General features: G+C 70.2%; 23 protein-coding genes. 21 read left to right on the top strand and 2 right to left on the bottom strand.

Translation table 11 applies throughout. The features are described from left to right. Positions 1-4 precede the first annotated feature (4 nt). Entirely contained in the window at positions 5-1,189 is a 1,185-nt protein-coding gene (locus tag VFL28_16420; protein ID HET7266251.1) for an MFS transporter, read from the bottom strand. Positions 1,190-1,242: 53 nt separating this feature from the next. Here VFL28_16420 and VFL28_16425 point away from each other — a divergent pair, with 53 nt between their 5' ends. From VFL28_16425 to VFL28_16455, 7 genes are all read left to right on the top strand, one after another. Next, positions 1,243-2,256: an NAD(P)-dependent oxidoreductase gene (locus VFL28_16425; protein ID HET7266252.1), complete on the top strand. Its 1,014-nt coding sequence runs from the start codon at positions 1,243-1,245 to the stop codon at positions 2,254-2,256. A gap of 4 nt (positions 2,257-2,260) precedes the next feature. Further along, positions 2,261-3,265, top strand: a complete 1,005-nt coding sequence (locus VFL28_16430) for an amidohydrolase family protein (protein ID HET7266253.1) — start codon at positions 2,261-2,263, stop codon at positions 3,263-3,265. Positions 3,266-3,288: 23 nt separating this feature from the next. Further along, on the top strand, positions 3,289-4,593 hold the full coding sequence (locus VFL28_16435; protein ID HET7266254.1) for an extracellular solute-binding protein: 1,305 nt from the start codon (positions 3,289-3,291) through the stop codon (positions 4,591-4,593). 76 nt (positions 4,594-4,669) lie between these two features. Continuing rightward, positions 4,670-5,644, top strand: coding sequence for a sugar ABC transporter permease (locus VFL28_16440; protein ID HET7266255.1), 975 nt, complete (start codon positions 4,670-4,672; stop codon positions 5,642-5,644). After that, a complete protein-coding gene (locus tag VFL28_16445) occupies positions 5,634-6,467 on the top strand; it encodes a carbohydrate ABC transporter permease (GenBank protein ID HET7266256.1) in 834 nt (277 codons plus the stop codon). The genes VFL28_16440 and VFL28_16445 overlap by 11 nt, the downstream gene beginning before the upstream one ends. Then, on the top strand, positions 6,467-7,156 hold the full coding sequence (locus VFL28_16450) for a hypothetical protein (GenBank protein HET7266257.1): 690 nt from the start codon (positions 6,467-6,469) through the stop codon (positions 7,154-7,156). The genes VFL28_16445 and VFL28_16450 overlap by 1 nt, the downstream gene beginning before the upstream one ends. A 3-nt stretch (positions 7,157-7,159) precedes the next feature. Then, positions 7,160-7,801 carry a Dabb family protein gene (locus VFL28_16455; GenBank protein ID HET7266258.1) on the top strand — a complete coding sequence of 214 codons (642 nt, stop codon included), beginning with the start codon at positions 7,160-7,162 and terminating at the stop codon, positions 7,799-7,801. 26 nt (positions 7,802-7,827) lie between these two features. Here the strand turns inward: VFL28_16455 and VFL28_16460 are convergent, their stop codons facing one another. Then, positions 7,828-8,526 carry a hypothetical protein gene (locus VFL28_16460; GenBank protein HET7266259.1) on the bottom strand — a complete coding sequence of 233 codons (699 nt, stop codon included), beginning with the start codon at positions 8,524-8,526 and terminating at the stop codon, positions 7,828-7,830. A 178-nt stretch (positions 8,527-8,704) separates the two neighbouring features. Here VFL28_16460 and VFL28_16465 point away from each other — a divergent pair, with 178 nt between their 5' ends. The 14 genes from VFL28_16465 to VFL28_16530 all read left to right on the top strand — a co-directional run bounded on the left by VFL28_16465 (position 8,705) and on the right by VFL28_16530 (position 22,758). Continuing rightward, the gene (locus VFL28_16465) at positions 8,705-9,700 is read left to right on the top strand and encodes a Gfo/Idh/MocA family oxidoreductase (protein ID HET7266260.1); all 996 of its coding nucleotides are present in this window, start codon (positions 8,705-8,707) and stop codon (positions 9,698-9,700) included. Continuing rightward, positions 9,697-10,914, top strand: coding sequence for a Xaa-Pro peptidase family protein (locus VFL28_16470; GenBank protein HET7266261.1), 1,218 nt, complete (start codon positions 9,697-9,699; stop codon positions 10,912-10,914). The genes VFL28_16465 and VFL28_16470 overlap by 4 nt, the downstream gene beginning before the upstream one ends. A 33-nt stretch (positions 10,915-10,947) precedes the next feature. Next, a complete protein-coding gene (locus tag VFL28_16475; protein HET7266262.1) occupies positions 10,948-12,204 on the top strand; it encodes a Xaa-Pro peptidase family protein in 1,257 nt (418 codons plus the stop codon). 10 nt (positions 12,205-12,214) lie between these two features. Further along, positions 12,215-13,198: an amidohydrolase family protein gene (locus VFL28_16480; GenBank protein HET7266263.1), complete on the top strand. Its 984-nt coding sequence runs from the start codon at positions 12,215-12,217 to the stop codon at positions 13,196-13,198. 4 nt (positions 13,199-13,202) lie between these two features. After that, positions 13,203-14,063: a branched-chain amino acid ABC transporter permease gene (locus tag VFL28_16485; protein HET7266264.1), complete on the top strand. Its 861-nt coding sequence runs from the start codon at positions 13,203-13,205 to the stop codon at positions 14,061-14,063. Between the two features lie 3 nt (positions 14,064-14,066). After that, positions 14,067-15,059: a branched-chain amino acid ABC transporter permease gene (locus tag VFL28_16490; protein HET7266265.1), complete on the top strand. Its 993-nt coding sequence runs from the start codon at positions 14,067-14,069 to the stop codon at positions 15,057-15,059. A gap of 14 nt (positions 15,060-15,073) precedes the next feature. Next, positions 15,074-16,357, top strand: coding sequence for an ABC transporter substrate-binding protein (locus VFL28_16495; protein HET7266266.1), 1,284 nt, complete (start codon positions 15,074-15,076; stop codon positions 16,355-16,357). A 91-nt stretch (positions 16,358-16,448) separates the two neighbouring features. Next, positions 16,449-17,138 carry an ABC transporter ATP-binding protein gene (locus VFL28_16500; GenBank protein HET7266267.1) on the top strand — a complete coding sequence of 230 codons (690 nt, stop codon included), beginning with the start codon at positions 16,449-16,451 and terminating at the stop codon, positions 17,136-17,138. After that, positions 17,138-17,839: an ABC transporter ATP-binding protein gene (locus VFL28_16505; protein HET7266268.1), complete on the top strand. Its 702-nt coding sequence runs from the start codon at positions 17,138-17,140 to the stop codon at positions 17,837-17,839. The genes VFL28_16500 and VFL28_16505 overlap by 1 nt, the downstream gene beginning before the upstream one ends. 5 nt (positions 17,840-17,844) lie before the next feature. Continuing rightward, on the top strand, positions 17,845-18,588 hold the full coding sequence (locus tag VFL28_16510; protein ID HET7266269.1) for an isochorismatase family cysteine hydrolase: 744 nt from the start codon (positions 17,845-17,847) through the stop codon (positions 18,586-18,588). Continuing rightward, positions 18,585-19,616 carry an alcohol dehydrogenase catalytic domain-containing protein gene (locus VFL28_16515; protein HET7266270.1) on the top strand — a complete coding sequence of 344 codons (1,032 nt, stop codon included), beginning with the start codon at positions 18,585-18,587 and terminating at the stop codon, positions 19,614-19,616. Before VFL28_16510 ends, VFL28_16515 begins: the two co-directional genes overlap by 4 nt. Before the next feature lie 97 nt (positions 19,617-19,713). After that, a complete protein-coding gene (locus VFL28_16520) occupies positions 19,714-20,766 on the top strand; it encodes an alcohol dehydrogenase catalytic domain-containing protein (GenBank protein HET7266271.1) in 1,053 nt (350 codons plus the stop codon). Positions 20,767-20,782: 16 nt separating this feature from the next. After that, the gene (locus tag VFL28_16525) at positions 20,783-22,150 is read left to right on the top strand and encodes a dihydroorotase family protein (GenBank protein ID HET7266272.1); all 1,368 of its coding nucleotides are present in this window, start codon (positions 20,783-20,785) and stop codon (positions 22,148-22,150) included. After that, on the top strand, positions 22,147-22,758 hold the full coding sequence (locus tag VFL28_16530; GenBank protein HET7266273.1) for a LysE family translocator: 612 nt from the start codon (positions 22,147-22,149) through the stop codon (positions 22,756-22,758). The genes VFL28_16525 and VFL28_16530 overlap by 4 nt, the downstream gene beginning before the upstream one ends. Positions 22,759-22,771 lie beyond the last annotated feature (13 nt).

Below are 22,771 nucleotides of genomic sequence, written 5' to 3' on the forward strand. Positions count from 1 at the left end.
CGGGCTAGCCGGCGCCGGGCGACCCGTGCTCGGTTCGCAGGCTCAGGACCACCGCGGCGAGCCCGAGCGGCAGCGCGAGCGCAAACGGCGCCGCGACGTCGACCCGCGCCACCGCGGCTCCGAGCAGCGGACCGGCGAACAACCCGAAGTCGATCGCGGCATTGTAGACGCTCATCGCACCGGTGTAACGGTCGGGCGGCACGCGCCATGTGACGAGGGTCGAAAAGGTCACGGGCATGAGGCCGATCGCGATCCCGTACAGCATGCCCGCGGCCACGAGTACGGACGCCGCGCGCGCGAAGGGAACGGCGAGCTCGACGGCCGCGATGCAGCCGATGCCCGCGGCAACCATCCAGCGGCCGCGTTCGGGGCGGATCAACCGGCCGGTCGGCCACTGCATGAGCGCATACATGCCGCCCTGCAGCGCGAAGATCAAACCGATCGTCTGCACCCGCAGGCCGCGGTGCGCCGCGTACAGGGGCAGAAACGTGGCCCAGATGCCGGAGAGGCTGTAGCACAGCAGGATGCTGAGCCCGAGGAGCGCGACCGACGGGTCGGAGAGCAGCGTCCGCAGGCCGCCGGCGGAGGCGGCCCGGCCGGTGAGTCGGCCGGCCGCGGGGCCGTCCCCGGGCGCGGGGCGTGTGAACAGGCGCATGATCAACAGACCGACGAGGCTGAAGAGGGCGGCCAGCGCGAATGCCGCCCGGTATCCGTAACGCGCCGCCAGCAGGCCGCCCATCGCGGGGCCGCTCAGCGCTGCGAACGACGTCCACAGCCAGAAGAGTCCGAACGCGCGGCCGCGCGTGGCGGGGCCGGCGGAATGGGCGACGGTCGCGTGAAGCGGCGGGACGATGACGCCGCGCGCCGCGCCGGCCGCCGACAGGGAACCCGCGACGAACGGCCGTCCGTGAGCCGCCGCGACGAGGCCGAGGCAGACGGCGTTGGCCACGTAGCCGTTGAGCAGCACGCGCCGCCGGCCGAAGGCGGCCGCGAACCTGCCGGCCTGGAGCTCCGTTACCGCCATCGTCACGCTGAACAGTCCGGCGACGACGCCGATCGCGGCAGTGCTGTAGCCGAGCTGGGCCAGATAGAGGGGCAGAACCGGGACGACGGCCTGCCAGGAGATGCTCGTGCAGAAGCCCGCCGCGCCGAGCGCCAGGCTGGGGGGTACGCGGTCACCGGCGCTCATCGTGGGGTGCGTGGTTCGACGCCGGAGCAGTCATTTCATCGCGGAGGTGCGGTGTGAAGCCGAGGGTGTTCGTCAGCCAGCCGATTCCGGAGCCGGGGCTCGAGATTCTGCGGGAGGTCGCCGACGTCAGGGTGTTTCCTCGCGTCGACCGCAACATGAGTCAAGAGGAATGGATCGTCGAAGCCGCGCGCTCCGACTACCTGTTGGTGATGGGTGGAAACAACATCACGGCTGAGATTCTCAAGGCGAACCCGAAGCTCAAAGGCGTCGCCCTTGTGCACCGGCGGTTGCCGCAGGGCAACTCCGTCGACCTCGACACGGCGCGGCAGCTCGGGATCCCGGTGATCTTCCAGTACCCGTGGGAGCCCGTGTACGACCACATCGCCGACGCGACCGCCGATCTGACGATCGCGATGCTGCTCGGCCTGGCCTACCGGATGGTTGACGCGGACCGCTACACGCGGTCCGGCCGTTCGCTGCAGGAGCACACGATGGCGCTCATGGGGCCGGGCGTAATCGGGAAGACGGTCGGGCTCTTCGGCCTCGGCATCGTGGCCAAGAAGATGGTCCCGCGTCTGCGGCCGTTCCGGTGCAGCCTCCTCTACAATAAGCGCACCCGGCTCAGTCCCGACCAGGAGCGGGAGATGGGGCTCACCTGGGTCGCGAGTAAGGACGAACTGCTGCGGCGCAGCGATTTCTTCTGCCTCGAGGTCGATTACAATCCCGACAACCACATGATCATCGGGGAACGGGAATTCGGGCTGATGAAGCCCACCGCGTACTTCATCAACACCGCGCGGGGCCGGCTCGTCGACGAACCGGCGCTCGTCCGCGCGCTGCAGAACAAGACGATCGCCGGCGCCGGCCTTGACGTCTTCTGGCACGAGCCGCCGCGGTCGCCGGAGATGGCGCCGAGCCCGGAGTTCTTCACGATGGACAGCGTCATTCTGGCGCCGCACAACGGCGGGGCCACCTGGCACGCGCGCAGCGAGCTCACCAAGGCGACGGCCCGGCAGATCGTCGCGCTCATCCAGGGCGAGCGTCCGGACGGGCTGGTGCTCGACTAGCGCCGTGCGCTCGATCGACGTCCACTTCCACGTCGTGCCGCCGAGGTTCGTCGACTCGGTGCGGCGCGGGACGTTCGCCGATATCGTGGAGCTCGCCCGCGACGGCGGCGCCGACCGGATGGTGTATCATGCGCCGCCGGACGTCGTCCTCGAGCCGGGCACGACGCTGCCGCGGCACCTGTACGACGAGGGGCTGATCCTCGAGGCGCTCGACCGCCGCGGACTGGACGCCGCCGCCCTCGGCCCGTCGCCCGAGGAGTTCTACTACTGGGCGCCGCCGGCGGCCGGCGCGCGCATCGCGGCGATGCAGAACGACGGCATGGCGGAATTGGTGCGCTCGCATCCGGACCGCTTCGCCGGGTTGGCCACGCTGCCGATGCAGGACCCCGATCGGGCCGCGTCGGAGCTCGACCGCGCGGTTACGGAATTGGGACTGCGCGGCGCCGAGATCTGCACCCACATCAACGGCCGCGACCTCGACCATCCCGGTCTGCGGCCGGTGTACGCGGCGGCGGAGCGGCTCGGCGTGCCGCTGTTTCTGCATCCGCAGAACTGGGGCGATATGCGGCGGTTCCACGACTACGCCCTGTGGAACCTCGCCGGTTTCCCGCTTGAGACGGCGCTCGCGGCGTCGCACCTCATCATGGGCGGTGTCTTCGAGCAGTTTCCGAAGCTCCGCGTCATCCTGGCGCACGGCGGAGGATACCTGCCGTACCAGGTCGGGCGGCTCGACCACGGCTGGGCGGCGCGGCGCGAGGTGCACGAGCGGCTGGCCCGCCGTCCGAGCGAGTACCTCGTGAACCTCTACTGCGACAGCCTGACGCACAACGCGCTGTCCCTGCGGTTCCTGCTGGACCGCATGGGCGAGGATCACGTCGTGATCGGCAGCGACTACCCGTTCAACATGGGGGACGAGCGCCCCGTGGACGCCGTGCGCGCCGCGGGCCTCCCCCGGGACGTCGAATCGAAAGTTCTGGTCAGGAATCTCGCGGGATTGCTCGGTCTGTGACAACAGCACACGGGGGTGTCGGCATGCGGAAATGGTTGGTCGTACGAGTGGCGGTTCTGGCGGCGGTCGCGGTTTCCGCTTCGCTGCTGGCGGGCGGCATGGCCGCGAATTCGGCGCCGGCCGGCTTTCCGAGCGGCAACATCACGCTCACGATGTTCGGCAGCGACGAAGCGCCGGGGTTCCACATCGAAGAACAACTGATCGCCGAATGGCAGAAGCTGCACCCGAACGTCACCGTCCAGGCGGCGCAGACACCGCTCGGTCCGGGATTCCAGAAGCTCTCGACGCAGCTGCCGACCGGCGGCGGGCCGGCCGTGTTCGCCGTCTTCGAGCCCTGGATCGAGGGGTTTGTGCCGTACATGGCCCCGGCGATCCCGGCGGCGTTCGGCAAGGAGACCATGCGGCAGATCAACGATCTGTATCTGCCGCACGCGCTCGACGCCCAGAGTCGCGGCGGCGCGGTCTACTGCCTCCCGGTCTCCGCCCCGTCCTGGAGCCTGCTCGTCAATAAGGCGAAGTTCACGGCCGCCGGCCTCAAGATCCCCGAGGACATCCCTCATACGTGGGCGCAGGTCGCGGCCCTGCAGAAGCGGCTGACCAAGTATGATGCCGGCGGCCAGCTGGTCCAGCGCGGGTTCGGCGTCCGCTACACCGCCGGGCCTCAGTGGTACGCGATGCTGTTCGTCGCGTCGGTCGAATCGCAGGGCGCCCGCGTGCTGGACCGGGACGGCAGCCCGCTGCTGACGTCCGCCGCGGCCGTGAAAGCGATGCAGATCTTCAAAGATACCGCCGTCGCGCCGACGATCACAAAGGACGTGCAGACGTCGCCCTACCAGGACTTCGCCGACGGGTTGGACGTGATGTCGTACGGCGGCGCGAATGCCGTGAGCTTCGCGGTTCGCCTCAATCCCGACCTAAAGGGCAACGTCTACGTCTCGCAGCTGCCGAGCATTACGGGGAAGCCGGGCGGTTCGCCGAAGTACTCGTTCGACTTCTGCGTCAACAAGACCGCCTCCGCGGCCGAGCAATTCGCCGCCTGGAGCCTTATCGACTACATCGCGAGCCGCGGCGTGGTTCGTTTCGTGAACACCGGCAGCATCACGCCGCGCCGGGCCGTCTTTGAGGCGCCGGAGGTGAAGGCCACGCCCTTCATCGACGTGTTCAAGACCGAGCTGACGTACGCCCAGCCGCTGCCTCAGACCACGCACTGGGGCCAGCTGCAGGGCGCGATCCAGAACGGCGTGCAGAAGGTCGTGTTCAAGAGCGAAGCGATCCCGCAGGCGCTCCAGGAGGCGCAGCAAGAATACCTGCAGGCGATCGGCAAGTAACCTTGTCGAGAGGAGCATACACTCGTCCCGGCTCCGAACCGACACACGGTCCGGAGCCGGGACGCTCCACATCCTCGTGAGCAACGAACGTATCGCGCAGGGCGCCGTCGCCGCGCGCGGCGGCGTACGGGACGGCGGCGCCCGCCGGCCGGCCGAGCCGCTCTGGGCCCGGGTGCGCCGGCATTGGCTCGGCCCCACGCAGCCGTGGTGGGGCGCCGTGTTCGTGGCTCCGATTCTGCTGCTGCTCGTGTGCTTCAAGTTCTGGCCGATGGCCTACGCCGCGTCGCTGAGTCTCACCAACGCCTCTCTCACCCAGCGGACGTCGCGGTTTCTCGGGGCCGCCAATTACCTCCGGCTGACGCACGACACGGTCTTCATCGGCGCGCTCGAGACGACCGCGCGCTACGTCAGCGCCACCATCGCGATCTCGATGGTTCTCGGACTCGCCCTCGCGGTGCTGCTCAACCAGCGGCTTCCCGCCCGGGGATTGTTTCGGACGCTGCTCTTTCTGCCTGCCGTCGTGCCGATCATCGTGACGCCGATTCTCTGGCAGTTCCTCTTCCATCCGTACGGCCTCGTAAACACGGTCCTCAAGTCCGTCGGGCTGCACCCCGTGAACTGGTTGCTGTCCGCGCGGGGCGCCGTCGAGGCGCTGGTCGTGGCGACGGCCTGGCGGCTGACCCCCTTGTGCATGGTCATCTACCTGGCCGGCCTGCAGTCGATCCCCCACGAGCTGTACGAGGCCGCGGCGATCGACGGGGCAGGTCCCCCGCGGCGGTTCCGGTCGGTCACGCTGCCGATGCTCAAGCCGACGTTTCTGGTCGTCGTGGTGTTTGCGATCACGCTGACCGTGCAGAACTTCGTCCTCGCGCTGGTCATGACGGGCGGCGGCCCCGACAACGCCAGCACCACGTTGTCGCTGTTCGTGTATCAGACCGGCTTCATCGGTTTCCAGATGGGCTACGCGTCCGCCGCCGCCCTCGTCATGCTGTTGATCATCGTCGCCTTCACCATCTTCAGCCTGCGCGCGTTCAGGACCCATGAAGAGTAAGATCCGGGAGCGGATCGTGACGATCGCGCTGCTGCTCCTGCTCACCGGCGTGACCATCGTGTTTCTCATGCCGATCTTTTGGATGGTCTCGACCTCGCTGAAATCCAACCGGCACGTGTTCGATCTGCCGATCCAGTGGATTCCGCGGCAGCCGCTGTGGAGCAATTACCCGGCCGCGTACAGAACCGTCGGCTTCACGCGCTACTTCGTGAACAGCGCCATCGTCACGGGCTGCGTCACCGTTCTGAACGTCGCGCTGTCGGCGCTCGCGGGCTACGGCCTCGCCAAATACCGCTTCCTCGGCCGGCACGTCCTTCTGGTCGTCATTCTCGCCACCCTGATGCTGCCGCTCGAGGTGGTCATGGTGCCGCTGTATCTTACGGTGCAGCGCCTCGGGTGGCTCAACAGCTACCAGGGGATGATTGTCCCGGTCGCCGCGAACGCCCTCGGCGTGCTGATGATGCGGCAGTACTTCCTGTCGCTCCCGGACGACCTCATCGCCGCCGCGCGCATCGACGGCGCCGGCCACGCGGTGACGTTTCTGCGCATCGCCGTTCCGCTCGCCTGGCCGGCGGTCCTGACCGTCGCGATCCTGATCTTCCAGTCGACCTGGGACGACTTCGTCTGGCCGTTCCTCATTATCAGCAACACGGCGAAGGCCACCGTCCCGCTCGCCGTGCAGACGTTTCAGTCGGCGGAGACGTCGGACTTTCCGATGCTGATGGCCGTGTCCGCGATCGCGTCGGTGCCGCTGACGCTGCTCTTCTTGGTGTTTCAGCGCCAGATCATCACCGGCGTCGCGACGACGGGGATGCGCCACTGATGCTGCGGCACACGGCGCTGTTTCTCCACCGCGACACTGCCGGCGAGGACCAGAAGCTGGCGATGCGGCGCGGACTGGCCTTTCTGCGAATGGAGGGCGAGGGACCGCGCGCCGGCGACTACGGGGACGACCTGTTCGGCGGCTCGAGCCCGCTGCTCGCGGTCCCGCCGTGGAAGCGCACGCCGCGCTGGCGCGCGCGCCGGGAAGGGCCGGCCTGCAACTACGACGTCGCGCTCCATCTGGACTTCGACGACGAGGCCGCGAGGGGCCGGTACTTCGCCGGCGAGACGTACCGGGCCGTGGCGCGCCTGCAGGCCGCCGTCACGGTGCCGGAGCTGACCGCGCGCATCGATTGGCGGCACGACGGCGGCCCGCCGGTCCGCCGCGGGCTCGTCCGCCACACGGCCCTGTTCGTCTGGGCCGCCGACGCGGACGCCGCGGCGCGCGCCCGGGCCCTCGCCGCGGCGCGAAGCCTGGCCCAGGTACCGGGCGTCATGTCGGCCGTCACCGGCGAGAACGCGGGCGGCCCCGCAGGCAACTTCGATTGGATCCTCGACGTCCAGATTCAAGACGCGGCGGCGCGCGGCTTCGTGGAAGGCCCGCGGTACGCCGCCGCGATCGGCGTCATCGCGTCCGCGACCAAGCATGAATGGACGGCGAGGATCACACACGTCATGCGGGGGTATTAGGCGGTGACCATCTCACCGGTCCTGCGGCGCGTCGTGCTGTGGCGGTGGAACCGGGACGCGACGCCGGAGCGGCGGCTCAGGGCCAAAGAAGGGCTCGCGTACATCAGCTACGCGAGCTCCGTCGACGCGGTCGACTTCGGAGAAGACCTCGGCTTGTCCGCGGGTACGAACTGCGGGCTCGCGCTGCTCCGGGATCACCGCGACAAGGCGTCCTGGGACGCGTACGTCACCGACCCGCACCACTCCCGCGTCGGCGGCTTCATCGACGCCATCACGCACGTGGAGAGGCAGGCCCGGGCCGACTACCTGTACACAGGGCCGGCGTCGGTCCGGGGCCGGGTGCGTCACCTCGCGCTGTACTGCTGGCGCGAGGGCGCCGACGATCGGCGGAAACGGGAGGCGCGGCGGGCGCTGGCCGCGCTGCGCGCCGACTGCGAAGCGATCTACGCCCTCGAGGTCGCGGACGACCTCGGCTGGGCCAAAGCGGGGCGCGCGGATCTCGTGCTCGAGGCGCACTTCGCCGACGCAGAAGGCGCCGCGGCCTTCCTCGCGCACCCGGCCTACCGCGAGGCGGCCGGATTGCTCGACGGCCTCACGCGGACGGAGCAGACCGCCGCGATCCAGCACCGGATGAAGGCCGGATGAGACCGGGGTGGGTGAACGGCCCGAGGTTACGGACCACGCATGACGTGGGACAGGCGCGCCGTCCATTCGTACTTGGTCGCGGCGGCGACCGCTTCCATCGCCCGCGCGTAGTGCGGGCCGCCGAGCAGCCGCTCCGCCGCGGCGCGGTCGGGCAGCTGGACGTCCATGATCCAATCGTAATCGCTGACGAGCTGCCCGACGTTGTGGCCCAGTGTGACGGCGTCCACGCCCGGTGCCTCACCGAGGGCCCTCACGGCGTCGAGGGCGCGCTGCTTGGCCGGTTCGGAGGCGCCGTCGGACCAGACGAACATCGCGACGTGTTTCACACGGCCGTGGCGGATCGGGACCTGGCCGTCGAAGTACCAGTCGACGCGCGCCGTGAGTTCGTCCCAGGATACCATCCCGTTGAAGACGGAGCCGGCCCTATGCGCGGGATGCGGACTGTACAGGCGGTAGGAGTCCCAGTCGTCGAAGTCGAGGTGGAGCGCCACATCGTAGTTCGCGGGGGGGCCGTCGGCGCCGCGCCGCCGGACCGGCGAGGCTTCGAACGGCGGCGGATCGTCGAATCGGCGGGAGCCGCCGAAGAGGTCGTCGCCGTAGTCACCCGACCGTACCATCGGGCACTCCATGCGGAGGTAGGCCAGACCCTCCAGCATCTCCGTCTGCAGGGCGGGCGTGGTCGTGTCGCGGAGGCGCCAGATCACCGAGTGTCGCAGCATGAGCACGGTATTTCTCGCGGGCCGGCGGCGCGGCCTGCGTGCCGATGCGAGACGCCGCGGAGGGGCCCCGCCGATCCACGGGCGGCGGCCGACGTCGCGAACGGCGCCCGCCGGGGTAGGGCGCCGGGACTTCACCGAAGAACATCGCGGACGCCGCGATGGACGCGATAGGGGGGATAGAACGGTGGCACTCGGCTGGGGCATCATCGGAACCGGCGGCTTCGCCGGCAGCGCGACCGCGCCCGCGATCAAGGCGCTCGGCGAGCGGGGCTCGCTGGTCGGCGTGGTGAGCCGCGATCAGGGCCGCGCGGACGCGTTTGCGGCGCAGCACGGCGCGCGGCGGGCGTATACGGATTACGCGGATCTGCTCCGCGACCGCGACGTCGACATCGTCTACATCTCCACCCCGAACGCGCAGCACGCGGAGCAGGCGCTCGCCGCCGCGCGCGCGGGCAAGCACGTCCTCTGCGAAAAGCCGCTGGCCCTCTCCGCGGCCGACGCCCGCCGCATGGTCGACGCGTTCGGGGCCGCGGGCCTCAAGCTCGGCACGCACTTCCAGACCCGGCACCACACCGCGTTCGTCGAGACGAAGCGCCTGCTGGAGCAGCGCGCGATCGGCGACGTCATTCTTGTCCAGATCGAGGTAAGCTCCGGCGCGAACCCGTTCCGCAGCTGGCGCGCCGACCCGCAGCTCGCCGGCCTCGGCTCGATCAACAACATCGCGGTGCACCCCTTCGACCTGCTGCGCTACCTGCTCGGCTCGGAGGTCAAGGAAGTGACGGCCGTGACGGACGTGGGCCGGTCGACGGAACTGGAACACATGGTGCTCGCGCTGCTGCGCTTCCAGAACGGCGCGCTCGCGTACGTCAACGCCAACCAGAAGGTGCCAAACTTCCAGCCGGACATCGACATCTACGGGACGGCGGGGCGCATCGTCGGCATCGACACCACGCGCCCGTTTCGCGTCGGCGAGCTGCGCGTGCTCACCGGCGCCGGCGAGCAGACGACCAAATATTCCAGCATGGACGCGGTCGTGCGATCCGTGGCCGCCTTCAACGATGCCGTCGCGCACGACCGCGAGCCGAACGCCTCGGGCACGGACGGCCTCCGCAGCGTGCAGCTGACCGACGCCGTGATCCGGGCGGCGCGCGAGGGCCGCCTCGTCGAGGTCGCGTATTGACCTGGTCGCGCGGTGCCGGGGCCGCGGACTATGAGGCGCGGATCGACATGGCCCGCCTGCGCGCCGGACGGATCGAACGGGCGCGGCAGGCGATGGCCGCGGCCGGCCTCGACGCCGTCCTCGTCTGGAAAGAGGAGAACGTCCGGTATCTCACGAGCCTGCGCCCGCAGGTCATTGCCGGGAAGAACGGCGTGCTGAACGGGGCGCTCTGCACGCGCGACGGGACGACGGCGCTGCTGGTCTCCGGCGGGGACCGCGATCGGGCCGAGGCCACCATGCCGTGGGTCGGTGACTGGGAGACGATCCCGATCCTCGAGGAGCCGGGGCTGATCCGCCACGTCGCCGCGGAGCTCATCCCCGCGCTGCTGCGCCGCCGGGGGCTGCGCGGGGGGCGGGTCGGCATCGATCTCACGAGCAAGCTGCTGATGGACGCGCTCGTCGAGACCTGCGCCGGCATCACGTGGGCGGACGGCGACGTCGCGATGCAGGCCGCCCGGCGGATCAAGACCGCGGAGGAGATGGCGGTGATCGAGGAGGCGACCGCGATCGCCGAGGCCGTCACGGCGACCGCGACGGACGCCGTCCGCGAAGGGGCGCGGGAGTGCGAAGTAGTCGGCGAGGCCCTGCGCACGCTGCACCGGCTCGGCGGCGAGTATCCGCACGTGACGACGCCGTTCGTGGCGAGCGGCGAGCGGATGTCCCCCCCGACGCGGATCGCGACCGACAAGCTGATCCGCGAGGGCGACCTGGTCTTCATCGACATCGGCGCCTGCTGGAACGGCTATTTCGGCGACATCGGCCGGACCGTGATCTGCGGGCGGCCGTCCGTGGAGCAGCGCCGGATCTACCGCGCCGTGTGGGAGGGTCTGCAGGCCGGCATCGAGGCGATGCGGCCGGGCGCGACCAACGCCGAGGTCACGAAGGTGATCCGCGACCGCGCCGCGGCGCACGGGCTCGGCGACCGCTTCCTCAGTCTCTTCATCGGCCACGGGATCGGCTGCGGCTCCAACGAGCCTCCGTACATCGGCGAGGCGTTTCCCGGGGCGGCAACCGTGACGCTCGAGGCCGGCATGGTGTTCGCGCTCGAGCCGCTGATCTGGCTGCCGGACGTGCCGGGAGGCGGCGGCGTCCGGCTGGAAGATATGGTGGCCGTGACCCCGCGCGGGGCGCGGCGGATCTCGCGAAGTCCCTACTGCGCGGCGCTGCTTGCGTAGCGGAGTGAGAACGGTCAAAGGGGGGCCACATCGATGACGTACCATCAGTTCCTCGCCGGGCAGCACGAGCTTCAGCCGCGGCGCGTCTTCAGCACCTCCGGGACGGACTGGCAGGGCCGCGTCAATTTCGACCGGCTGCGGAGCGACCGCCTCACGCGCGCGCGGGAGATGATGGACAAACACAACCTCGGCGCGCTGATCCTGTTCGTCGGTGAGAACGTCCGGTACACGACCGGGGTCTACCAGGGCAACTGGAAGAACAACATCTTCATCCGCTACGCGGTGCTGCCCCGCGGGAAGGACCCGGTGCTGTTCGAGACGGTCGGCAGCGACCTCGTGTGCGCGCAGATCGACGCGCCGTGGCTGCACGAAATCCGCCCGGCGATCACCTGGAAGTGGTCGGAAGGCGCCGAGCCGGAGATGGCGGCGCGGATGGCGGGGTCGATCGCCGACGTGCTGCGCGAGTCGGGTGTGCACAAGGAGAAGATCGGTATCGATATCATGGACCTGATGGCCTACCAGGCCCTGACGAAGGAGGGGCTCAACATCGTCAACGGGTGGCCGGCGATGTCGCAGGCGCGCGTCATCAAGACCGAGGACGAGCTGGAGTGCCACAAGATCGCCGCCGCGCACGGGGACGCCGCGATGTACATGGCCAAGCACGAGTGGGCCAAGCCGGGCGTACGCGAAGCGGAAGTCTGCGCGAAAGTGAACGAGTACTTGTACCGCAGCGGCTTCGACTTCGTCTACGATATCATCGTCGCCTCGGGCGGCAACACCAGTCCATACCGCCGCTGGCACACCGACAAGATCATCCGCCAGGGCGATTTGATGATCATCGACATCAACGCCGTCGGTCCGGGCGGCTACTTCATCGACTTCGTCCGCTGCTGGAAGGTTGCGGCCAAGCCCACGCAGCAGGAAAAGGACCTCTACAAGGAGTGCTACGACTCGCTCTATGCGGCGATCGGCGCGGTCCGCGCCGGGGCGACGTCGGCGGACGTCGCGAAGCACTTCCCCGTCTACGACGACGACAAGTACGGGAGTGTCTCGCTCCAGCAGTTCGCGCACAGCATCGGGCTCAGCCTGTACGAGGGGATGTGGATTTCGCGGGCCTACTCGCTCAAATATCCGGCCGAGCTCAAGAAGAACATGTATTTTGCGATCGAGACGTTCGCCGGGCACCCAGGGCTCCCGCAGACGGTGCGGCTCGAGGAGAATATCGTCGTGACCGAGACAGGCCACGAGCGATTCACGCTCTGCGAGCACGCCGACGACATGCGCGCCTGACTACCGCCGCATGATCGTCGACGTCCATAGCCACGTCTTTCCGGAGCGGTTTCTGGCCGCGCTCGACCGGATCGGCGCGCGGTACGGCGCCAAAGTGGAGACGCGTGGGGACGAGCGGATCGTCTGGAGCAGCCCCCGCCAGCGGTCGACGATCGGTCCGGTGTTCTGGGACGTCGCGGAGCGCCTCGCCGCGCTCGACCGCTGGGGCATCGGCGTTCAGGCGTTGTCGCTTTCCCCGCCGATGCTCTACTGGGCGCCCCCGGATGTCGGCCGGGAGCTCGCGTCGGTGTTCAACGACGAGATCGCGGCGATCGCCCGTGCCCACCCGCGCCGGTTCCTCGCGTTCGCGACGCTGCCGCTGCAGGACGTCCCGGCGGCGACGGCGGAGGCCGAGCGCGCGGCCCGGGCCGGCTGCCGGGCGCTGTACGTCGGCACGAACGTGAACGGCCGTTATCTCGACGACCCGTCGTTCGAGCCGGTCTGGGAATGCGCGGTGCGGCTCCGGCTGCCCGTGTTCACGCATCCGCTCAACAACGCCGGCGGCGAGCGCATGGGCGAGTGGCACCTCGACAACTCCGTCGGCAACCCCGCCGAGACCGCGCTCGCCGGCGCGCGTCTCGTTATGCGCGGCGTCCTCGACCGTCACCCCGACCTGGAGGTGGTGCTCGCGCACGGCGGCGGGTCGCTGCCGTTTCTGCTGGGGCGTCTTGACCACACCTACGCGGTGCGGGCGGAAGTGAAGAGCGCCCTCCGGCGGGCTCCGTCCGCGTCCTTCAGGCGGTTTTACACCGACACGATCACACACGGCGACCGGGCGCTCGGGTTTCTCATCGAGGCCGCCGGCCACGAGCGCGTGCTGCTCGGCACCGATCTGCCGTACGACATGGCGGACGCCGATCCGGCCGCGCGCCTCAGGCGGCTCGGCCTTCCCCCCGCCGCGACCGCGGCCATCGAGGCCGGCAACGCGGCCCGGCTCCTGCGGCTCGAGCTCTAGGGCCGTGGGGGCGTCGTTCTACCTCCAGCAGGCGCTGAACGGCCTCTCGTTCGGGGCGCTCTTGTTCCTGCTCGCGAGCGGGCTGACGCTGATCTTCGGCCTGATGCGCGTCGCCAACATTGCGCACGGCTCGTACTATCTGCTCGGCGCGTACGTCGGGCTGTCGGTGATGCGCTGGACGTCGGTGTTCCCGCTCGCGATCGTCGCCGGCGGCGCGGCCGTCGGGGCGATCGGCATCGTCATGCAGCGGTGGTTCCTCGCGCGCTTCCATCAGCAGGCGCTGCCCCAGGTCCTGCTGACGATGGGATTCGCGTTCTTCTTTTCCGACCAGGCGCTGCTCTTGTGGGGCGGCGACCCGCAAAGCATTCCGGTGCCGAAGGCGCTCGCGGGGACGCTCGTGCTCGGCCCCGTGTACTTTCCGGCGTACCGCATGTTCGTGATCGCCGTGGGGCTGTGCGTCTTCGCGGGCCTGTGGCTGCTGCTCGAGCGCACCCGCCTCGGCGCGACCGTGCGCGCGGCCGTCGACGACGCCGAGATGGCGCGCGGTCTCGGGATCAACGTCGGACGCGTGATGACCGGCGTCTTCGCGCTCGGCGCCTTCCTCGCCGCCGCCGGCGGTGTGATGGGCGGTGCGTTTCTCTCGATCTATCCCGGCGCCGACTTCGACGTCCTGCCCCTGACGTTCGTCGTAGTGATCGTCGGCGGCCTCGGCAGCCTGAAGGGCGCGCTCGTCGGCAGCCTGCTCGTCGGTCTGCTCGACAACTTCGGCAAGGCGCTGTTCCCCGAGCTCTCGTACTTTACGCTCTTTGCGCCGATGGCGCTGATCCTCGCCGTGCGGCCGACCGGCCTCTTCGGCCGGGCCTGACCGATGCGGTCCCGGGCGTACGGCGGTCTCGGGGCCGGCGCGGTGATCGTCGCCGCGTTGGGCGCGCTGCCGGCCGTCGCGCCGACCTACTACCTGCACCTGCTGACGCTGACGTTCTGTTACGGCATCATGGCGATGAGCCTGGATCTGCTGGTGGGGTACACGGGGCTGGCCTCGTTGGGGCACGCCGCCTACTTCGGCGTCGCCGGCTACACGGTCGGGGTACTGGCCACCGTGCACGCCTGGGGGTTCTGGCCCGCCGCGGGCGGCGGACTCCTCGCCGCTGCGGTCGCGGCGGCGCTGTTCGGCCTGCTCGCCATCCGCGCCACGGGGCCGTACTTCCTGATCATCACGCTGGCGCTGGGGCAGATCATCTGGGGCCTCGCCTACAGGTGGGTCTCGGTGACCGGCGGCGACAACGGCCTTCGGGGCATCGCGCGGCCGGTGCTCGCGGCCGGGCTCAGCATGAGCCGGATTCAAACCTTTTATTACTTCGCGATGGCGGTAACGTTGGTCGCGGCGCTCTTGATGTCTCTTGTCGTGACATCGCCGTTTGGCCTCACGCTGCGCGGCATCCGCGAGAGCGAATCGCGGATGCGGGTGCTCGGCTACAACGTCTTCCTCCACAAGTACCTGGCGTTCATCGTCGCCGGCACGTTCAGCGGCCTCGCCGGTGTCCTGTACGCCTATTACAACGGCTTCGTCTCGCCGGCCGACGTGCACCTCGTCGCGTCCGCGAACGCGCTGTTGATGGTGATCCTCGGCGGCACCGGCACGCTCTTCGGCCCGCTCGTCGGGTCGGCGCTGCTCGTCTTCCTCCAGAACATGCTGAGCGGCATCACGCAGCGCTGGCTGACGATCCTCGGGGCGATTCTGGTGCTGGCTGTGATGTATGCGCCGCGCGGGGTGGTCGGCGCCGCGCGCACGCTGTTCGCCCGGCGGCCTCCCGCACGCGGGACCCGGGTCCCGGCCGTCGAACAGTCGGAAACCACCTAGTGGAGGTGAGAAGATTGGCGAGACATGGCATCGGACGCCGGACGCTGCTCAAAGGCGGGGCCGCCCTTGCCGGCGCCGCGGCCGCCCGGGCCCTCGGCGGTCTGCGCCCGGTCGCGTACGCGCAGCCGTCGGCCGCGTTCCGGATCGGGTTCGTCGCCGATATCACGGGCACGGTCGCGCCGAGCGGGCGCGACATGCTGGACGGTTTTCAGATGTACCTGTCCGAGAAGAACTCGATGCTCGGCGGACGGCAGGTGCAGTTGATTGTCGAGGACGCGGGCGGCGTGCCGGCCAACGCGTTGACGAAGGCCCGCAAGCTGATCGAGCAGGATCGCGTCCACCTCCTCACCGCGCCGCTCCTCGCCTCCGAAGCCTACGCCGTCCGCGACTATGTGGCCGAACGCGGTACGCCGATGATCTACATGGTGGCCTCCGCGGACGACCTGACGCAGCGGAAGGGCGCCCCCAACTTCGTCCGCACCGGCTGGTCGAGCAGCCAGCCCTCGCATCCCTTCGGCGAGTACGCGGCCACCGAGCTCAAGTACAAGCGGATCGCCACCATCGGCAGCGACTACGCGTTCGGCTACGAGGTGGTCGGGGGCTTTCAGAAGACGTTCGAACTGCACGGCGGGCAGATCGTGCAGAAGATCTGGGCGCCGCTCGGAACCCCGGACTACAGTCCGTACGTGACGCAACTGCGCCGGGACGTGGACGCGGTGTTCGCCATTCCGGTCGGCGTCGACGTGATCCGCTTTGCCAAGGCGTACCGGCAGTACGGCCTGAAGGACAAGACCCCGCTCATCGGGGGCGGCCTGCTGTCCGACGAGAGTCTGCTCCGCGGCATGGGTGCGCCGGAGGACGCGACCGGCATCGTCACGTGCCTGCACTGGGCCGCGGGGCTGACCACGCTCGCCGCGAAGAAGTTCGTCGACGCCTACAACGCCCGCTATAAGAAGGATCCGTCGTACTACGCGGAGACCAACTACACCGGCGGCATGTGGCTCGACGAGGCGGCGCGGCGCATCGACGGCAAGGTGGACGACCGCGCGGCGTTCCTGCGCGCGCTGCTCGCGGTCCAGCTGCCGAACGCCCCGCGGGGGCCGATCCGCCTCGACAGTTACCACAATCCGATCCAGAACGAGTACGTGCGGAAGGTGGAATTTCGAAACGGCCGTCTCGTCAACACGGTGATCCACACCTTCCACAACGTCTCGCAGTTCTGGACGTTCGCGCCGGCAGATTTCCTGAAGCAGCCGGTGTACGACCGCAACTATCCGCCGTGCGCGCACTGCGCGTAAGGATCGCAGCACGCTGAGGACGCGGCCCATCCTGGAGCTCGACCGGATTTGTCGCCGGTTCGGCGGCCTCGAAGCGATCCGGGACGTTTCCATGTCGGTGCCGGAGGGGTCTCGCCGGGCCATCATCGGGCCGAACGGCGCCGGCAAGACGACGTTGTTCAACATCATCACGGGGGAGCTTCCGGTGACCTCCGGCCGCCTGCGGCTCTTCGGCCGCGACGTGACGAGTCTCCCGGCGCACCGGCGGGCCGCGCTCGGGCTCGGCCGTACCTTTCAGATCACCAACCTCTTCGGCGCGCTCACCGTCGAAGACAACATGCTGCTCGCGGTGGAGGCGCTCTCGCCGTCCAAGTACGCGATGCTGCGGCCGCTTCGACGGGACCGCGGGGTGTTGGACCGCGCGCGGGGGCTGCTCGAGCCCGCGGGGCTCTGGCAGAAACGCGACGTCGAAGTGCACGTCCTCTCGTACGGGGAGCAGCGCCAGCTCGAGGTGCTGCTGGCCCTCGCCGGACGCCCGCGCCTTCTGCTGCTGGACGAACCGGCGGCCGGGCTGTCGCCGGGAGAGCGCCGCGAGATGGCGCAGTTCATCAAGAACCTCGATCCCGGGCTGACCCTGCTGCTGATCGAACACGACATGGACGTCGCATTCGAGATCGTCGACGCGATCACGGTGCTGCACTTCGGCTGCGTCGTGGCCGAGGGCGCGAAGGACGCGGTGCGCGCGGATCCTTCGGTTCAGGAGATCTACCTCGGCGCGGAAGACGCGGGCAGGGCGCACTGATGGGCGCGCTCACCGTCGAGGACATCCACACCTACTACGGCGATTCCTACGTGCTGCAGGGCGTGAGCCTGGAGGTCCGCCCCGGCACGGTCGCGGCACTGCTCGGCCGGAACGGCATGGGTAAGACGACGCTGATCCGCTCGATCGTGGGGTTTGCCAGGCCGCGCCGAGGCCGCGTGCTCTTCGGCGGGCGCGACATCACGCGCGCGCCGAGCCACGAGATCGCCCGGCTCGGCATCGGCCTCGTTCCGCAGGGCCGCCGCATCTTCCCGTCGCTGACCGTTTTCGAGAACCTGACCGTCGGGGCGCGGGCGGCGAACGGCGCGACCTGGACGGTGGAGCGGGTGTTGACGCTCTTCCCGCGGCTCGGAGAACGCGCCGGCCACCGCGGCAACATGCTCTCCGGCGGCGAGCAGCAGATGCTCGCCATCGGCCGGGCGCTGCTGACCAATCCCCGCCTGCTGCTGATGGACGAGCCGTCGGAAGGTCTCGCGCCGCTGCTGGTCCGCAACCTCGGAGACGCCATCGTCCGCCTCCGCGAGGAGGGCCTGAGCATTCTGCTCGTGGAGCAAAACCTGCCGATGGCGCTGCGGGTCGCCGGCGACGTCTACGTGCTGAGCAAGGGCCACGTGGTCTACCACGGTCCGCCGGCCGACCTGGCCGCCGACGCCGAGGTCACGCACCGTTACCTGGGGGTGTAGCGCCGATGTCCACGGATGATTCGACGCGAACACAGATTGTCGACCGCCGCCCGTTTCTCGAGGCGATCCGCGCGCAGCTGCGCCTCGATCCGGCGAAGGCCGCGGTGCTGGCGGTGGATGTCCACCGGGGACATCTGGACCCCGAGGTGGCGACGATGCCGGTGTCCACCGGCGACGCGCGGCGCGTGCGGGCGGCCGTGGCGCGTCTGCTCGGCGGCGCGAGAGCCGCGCACGTGCCGGTCATCTACGTCCTGCTGACGTACCGGCGCACGACGCCGCCGGGTCTCGAGAGCATGGTGAACCCCTTCTGGAAGGCGGTCGAGGCGGCGCGCGAGTCGATGACGCCGGGGCGGCGCAGTACGATCGTGCACCACAACCAGGAAGGCTCCGTGCAGACGGAGCTGCCGGCCGAGCTCGCCGCGGAGCCGGGCGACTACGTGATCCGCAGCAAAAAACGGCTGAGCGCGTTCTACGGCACCGACCTCGACACGCTGCTGCGGGCGCTCGGGGCGGAAACCGTCGTGATCTGCGGGATCAACACCAATACCTGCGTGCTCTGTACGGCGTTCGACGCGTTCAACCGGGACTTCCGCGTCGTAGTGGCCCAGGACGGCGTGGCCAGCATGTACGGCGACGACCTGCACGTGCTGGGTCTGGAGAACGTCCAGCGCTGTCTCGGCTGGGTGCTGCCGGTAGACGAGATCCTGGCGCTGTTCGGCGGCGTGCCCGCAGCCAACCGCGCGCGGTGAAGGCCCAGCTCCTCCACGCCTGGGGGGAGCCGCTGCGCCACGGCGACCACCCCGACCCGGCACCCGGCCCCGGCGAGGTGCTGATCGCCGTTCGGGCCTGCGGCGTCGGCCTGACGGTGGTGAACTACATGGGCGGCAACCTCGGCCGCCCCGAGTCCCTGCCGCGGATCCCGGGCCACGAGTTTACGGGCGTTGTGGTTGAAACGGGCGAGGGCGTCGCGGGGGTCCGGGCGGGCGACCGCGTGATGAGCTACTTCTACCTGACGTGCGGCCGGTGCGAGTGGTGTCTCGCGGGCCGTGACCCGCTCTGCCGCCGCCACGCCGGCTACGTCGGGGTCCACCGCGACGGCGGCTATGCCGAACTCGCCGTCCTGCCGGAGGCCAACGTCCTGCCGCTGCCGGACGGCGTGCCGTTCGTGGACGGCACGGTGATCCCGGACGCGGTTGCGACGCCGTACCACGTCTGCGCCGCGCGGGCGGGCGTCCGGCCCGGCGACCGCGTGCTCGTCATCGGCGCCGGCGGGGGCGTCGGCATCCATATGACGCAGATGGCGCGGCTCTTCGGCGGCCGGGTGGTCGCCGTCGACGTGGACGACGCGAAGTTGGAGCACTGCCGGCGCCTCGGCGCCGCGGAGACGGTGAACATCACCGCGCCGGACGCACAGGGTCGTGCGCGGACGGCGCTCGACGGTACCGCGAGCGTCGCGATCGACCTCGTCGGCAGCCACCACACGCTCGCGTGGGCGTTCGGGTTGTTGGGGCCGGGCGCCCGGATGGTCACGCTCACGACGTTTCAGGACACCATGCTCGAGGCGCCGTCGCGACAGATGGTGATGAACGAACTGACGCTGCTCGGATCGCGCTACGCGTCGCGCGCCGAGGTGCTGGCGGCCGGACGGCTCGTCCGCGACGGTGCGATTACGCCGGTTGTGTCGGACGTGCGGCCGCTCGCGGACGTGGAAGCGCTGCACGGACTCCTGCGGAGCCGGTCGCTCCTCGGACGCGGCGCGATTGTGAACGAGGCCTGAGCGCCCCCTTGCGGGGACTGGCCGGCGGCCGGCGCCGGCGTCGCCCCGCGCGAGCGGGACTAACCGGCGGTAAGCGCCGGCATCGGAGGGACGGGGCATGCGCGCGATGGCGGTGGCAGAATACGGAGCACCGCTGCGGCTGCTCGATCTGCCGCGGCCGGCGCCCGGGCCGGGGCAGGTGCTCGTGCGCGTCTTCGGTTGCGGCGTGTGCCGGTCGGATCTCAAAATCGCCGACGGCGCGATGCCGTTCTCGCCGTCGCTGCGCCTGCCGCACGTCCCCGGGCATGAGATCGCGGGCGAGATCGTGGAGTTCGGTCCCGCGGAGGACGGACGGTCGCGCGGCCTCCGGGCCGGTGACCGGGTGGTCGTCTACAACTACTGGGGCTGCCGGACCTGCGAGCACTGCCAGGCCGGCGAAGAGAATCTCTGCGACCGCCTGCGCGGCTGGACGGGTTTCACGTCGCCCGGGGGATTTCAGGAGTACCTCGTCGTGCCGGACGACTGCGTGCTGTCGCTGCCCGCCAACGTCGCGCCGGAGCACGGCGGACCGCTGTCCTGCGCGCTCGGCACCGCCTATCACGCGGTCGTGACGCGGGGCGGGGTGCAGGCGGGCGAGAGCGTCGCGATCCTCGGCGCCGGCGGGGTGGGGTTGCACGCGGTGCAGGTCGTCCGCGCCGCCGGCGCCCGCGCGCTGGCCGTCGACCTGCAGCGCCACCGGCTCGACGCGGCGCGGGTCGCCGGGGCGGAGGGCGCCTTTCCGGCGGGGGCCGACGCGGCCGGCGCCGTGCGCGAGGCGACCGGCGGCCGCGGCGCGGACGTCGTGGTCGATACGGTCGGACATCACGCATCGCTGCTCGCGGCGGTGGATCTGGCGCGGAAGGGCGGCCGCGTGGTGTTGGTGGGGTACACCGTGACCGCGGCCGATTACCCGCCGCTGCCGAGCGAGCGTGTCGTGCTCGGCCAGCTGACCGTCGCCGGCTCCCGGTACGTGACGCGCCGGGAGCTGCGCCGGGCGTTCGATCTCGTCGCGCGCGGACTCGTCCGGCCGATCGTGGCCGAGGAGGTGCCGCTCGAGCGGGCCAACGACGCGCTCGCCATGGTGCGCGAAGATCGCGTGACGGGGCGCGTCGTCGTCCGCGTCGCGCAGTGAGCGGGCCCGCCTCCCGATGATCGATCTCGTCATCCGCGGGGCGACCGTCGCCGGCCCGCGCGGCCGCTACCGGGCCGATCTGCACGTCGACGGCGGCCGGATCGTCTCGCTCGGCACGCTCGACGCGCCGGCCCGGGAGACGGTTGACGCCGGCGGCCTCATCGCGATCCCCGGCGTCGTCGACAGCCACGTTCACTTCATGGACCCCGGCGAGACGGAGCGCGAGGACTTCATCACCGGCAGCACCGCGGCCGCGGTGGGCGGGACGACGACGGTGGTCGAGCACACGCACGCCGCGCCGGTGCGGACGGCCGCGGACCTCCGCGGCAAGGTGCGCCACCTCGCGCGCCGGTCGCTCGTCGACTTTGCGCTCGCGGCACACGTGTGGCCGGATCAGGTGCCGCGCCTGGCCGAGTTGTGGGCGGCCGGGCCCGCGTACCTCAAGGTCTTCACCTGCGAGACGCACGGCGTGCCGGCCGTGCCGGCGGGCCACCTCCTGCGCGCGTTTCACGAGATCGCCCGGTGGGACGGCGTCGTGCTGGCGCACTGCGAGGACGACGCGATCACGCGGGACCGGGCCGAAGCGCTTCGCGCATCCGGCCGCACGGACGGCGGGGTGATCCCGGAATGGCGGGCCCGCGAGGCGGAGGCGGTGGCGGCCGACGAGGTCGCGTCGCTCGCGCGCCTCACCGGCGCGCGCGTCGTGATCGCGCACACGAGCCACGCGCCGATCGTGGACCTCATCACGGCGGTGCGGCGGAGCGGCGCGCGGCTGTGGGTCGAGAGCTGTCCGCAGTACTTCTATCTCGCGGAGCGCGAGGTGCTGGAGCACGGACCGTTCCGGAAGTTCACGCCGCCGGCGCGCATCCGCACACCCGAGGACGCGGACGCGATGTGGGCACGCCTCGCCTCGGGCGCCGTCACGCACGTCAGCACAGATCACGCGCCGGCCACGCGCGCGCAGAAGCAGCGGGGGGACATCTGGGCGTGTCCGTTCGGTCTGCCGGGCGTGGAGACGACGCTGTCGCTCATGTTGACGGCCGCGGCGCAGGGCCGAACCACGCTCGAACGGGTCGTCGACGTGCTCTGCGAGCAACCCGCGCGCCTGTACGGCTTCTATCCGCAGAAGGGCACGCTCGCTCCCGGCGCGGACGCGGACATCACGCTCATCGATCCCGCGGGTCGGCGCCGCCTTGCCGACGCCGCGGTCGTGAGCAAGGCGGGCTGGACGCCCTACGCGGGCCGCGAGGTGATCGGCACGCCGGCGATGACGTTCGTGCGGGGGCGGCTCGTCGCGCGCGACGGCCGCGGGGTGGGCGAGCCGGGGTGGGGGCGCTGGCTGCCCGGCGCCGGCGCGCAACAGAGAGAGGGGCAGACCCCGTGAGTCTCGAGTTTCTCGTGACGTCGTTGATTGTCGTTGTGTCCCCCGGCACCGGCGTGCTGTATACACTGGCGGCCGGGCTTTCGCGCGGGCGGCGGGCCAGCGTTGTCGCCGCGTTCGGTTGCACGCTGGGCATCATCCCGCACATGGCCGCGGCCGTCCTGGGGCTCGCCGCGCTGCTGCACGCGAGCGCCGTCGCGTTTCAGACGCTCAAGTATGCCGGCGTCGCGTACCTTCTCTACATGGGCTGGAATGCGCTGCGCGAGCACGGCGCACTCCGCGTCGAAGAACCCGCGGGCGCCCGGTCCGCCGCCGAGGTGATCGGTACCGCGGTGCTCATCAACCTTCTAAATCCGAAACTCTCGATCTTCTTCGTGGCGTTTCTACCGCAGTTCGTGAGCGCCGCCGACACGCACCCGCTGTCGCGGATGCTCGCGTTGAGCGCGGTGTTCATGCTGCTGACGTTCGTCGTGTTCGTCGGGTACGGCCTCGGCGCCGCGGCGGTCCGCCGTCACGTCATCTCGCGTCCGCCCGTCCTGGCTTGGATGCGCCGTGCGTTCGCGGCGGCGTTCGTCGCGCTGGGCGTCAAGCTCGCTTTTGCCAGCCGCTAGCTGTAGCCGGCAT

The organism is bacterium (assembly GCA_035691305.1).
GTDB lineage: Bacteria > Sysuimicrobiota > Sysuimicrobiia > Sysuimicrobiales > Segetimicrobiaceae > DASSJF01.

Excerpts from the sequence above, each read along its gene's own strand:
- VFL28_16420 (HET7266251.1), bottom strand. The coding sequence starts at position 1,189 with ATGAGCGCCGGTGACCGCGTACCCCCCAGCCTGGCGCTCGGCGCGGCG.
- VFL28_16435 (HET7266254.1), top strand. The coding sequence starts at position 3,289 with ATGCGGAAATGGTTGGTCGTACGAGTGGCGGTTCTGGCGGCGGTCGCG.
- VFL28_16445 (HET7266256.1), top strand. The coding sequence starts at position 5,634 with ATGAAGAGTAAGATCCGGGAGCGGATCGTGACGATCGCGCTGCTGCTC.
- VFL28_16450 (HET7266257.1), top strand. The coding sequence starts at position 6,467 with ATGCTGCGGCACACGGCGCTGTTTCTCCACCGCGACACTGCCGGCGAG.
- VFL28_16475 (HET7266262.1), top strand. The coding sequence starts at position 10,948 with ATGACGTACCATCAGTTCCTCGCCGGGCAGCACGAGCTTCAGCCGCGG.
- VFL28_16480 (HET7266263.1), top strand. The coding sequence starts at position 12,215 with ATGATCGTCGACGTCCATAGCCACGTCTTTCCGGAGCGGTTTCTGGCC.
- VFL28_16490 (HET7266265.1), top strand. The coding sequence starts at position 14,067 with ATGCGGTCCCGGGCGTACGGCGGTCTCGGGGCCGGCGCGGTGATCGTC.
- VFL28_16500 (HET7266267.1), top strand. The coding sequence starts at position 16,449 with ATGTCGGTGCCGGAGGGGTCTCGCCGGGCCATCATCGGGCCGAACGGC.
- VFL28_16505 (HET7266268.1), top strand. The coding sequence starts at position 17,138 with ATGGGCGCGCTCACCGTCGAGGACATCCACACCTACTACGGCGATTCC.
- VFL28_16510 (HET7266269.1), top strand. The coding sequence starts at position 17,845 with ATGTCCACGGATGATTCGACGCGAACACAGATTGTCGACCGCCGCCCG.
- VFL28_16520 (HET7266271.1), top strand. The coding sequence starts at position 19,714 with ATGCGCGCGATGGCGGTGGCAGAATACGGAGCACCGCTGCGGCTGCTC.
- VFL28_16525 (HET7266272.1), top strand. The coding sequence starts at position 20,783 with ATGATCGATCTCGTCATCCGCGGGGCGACCGTCGCCGGCCCGCGCGGC.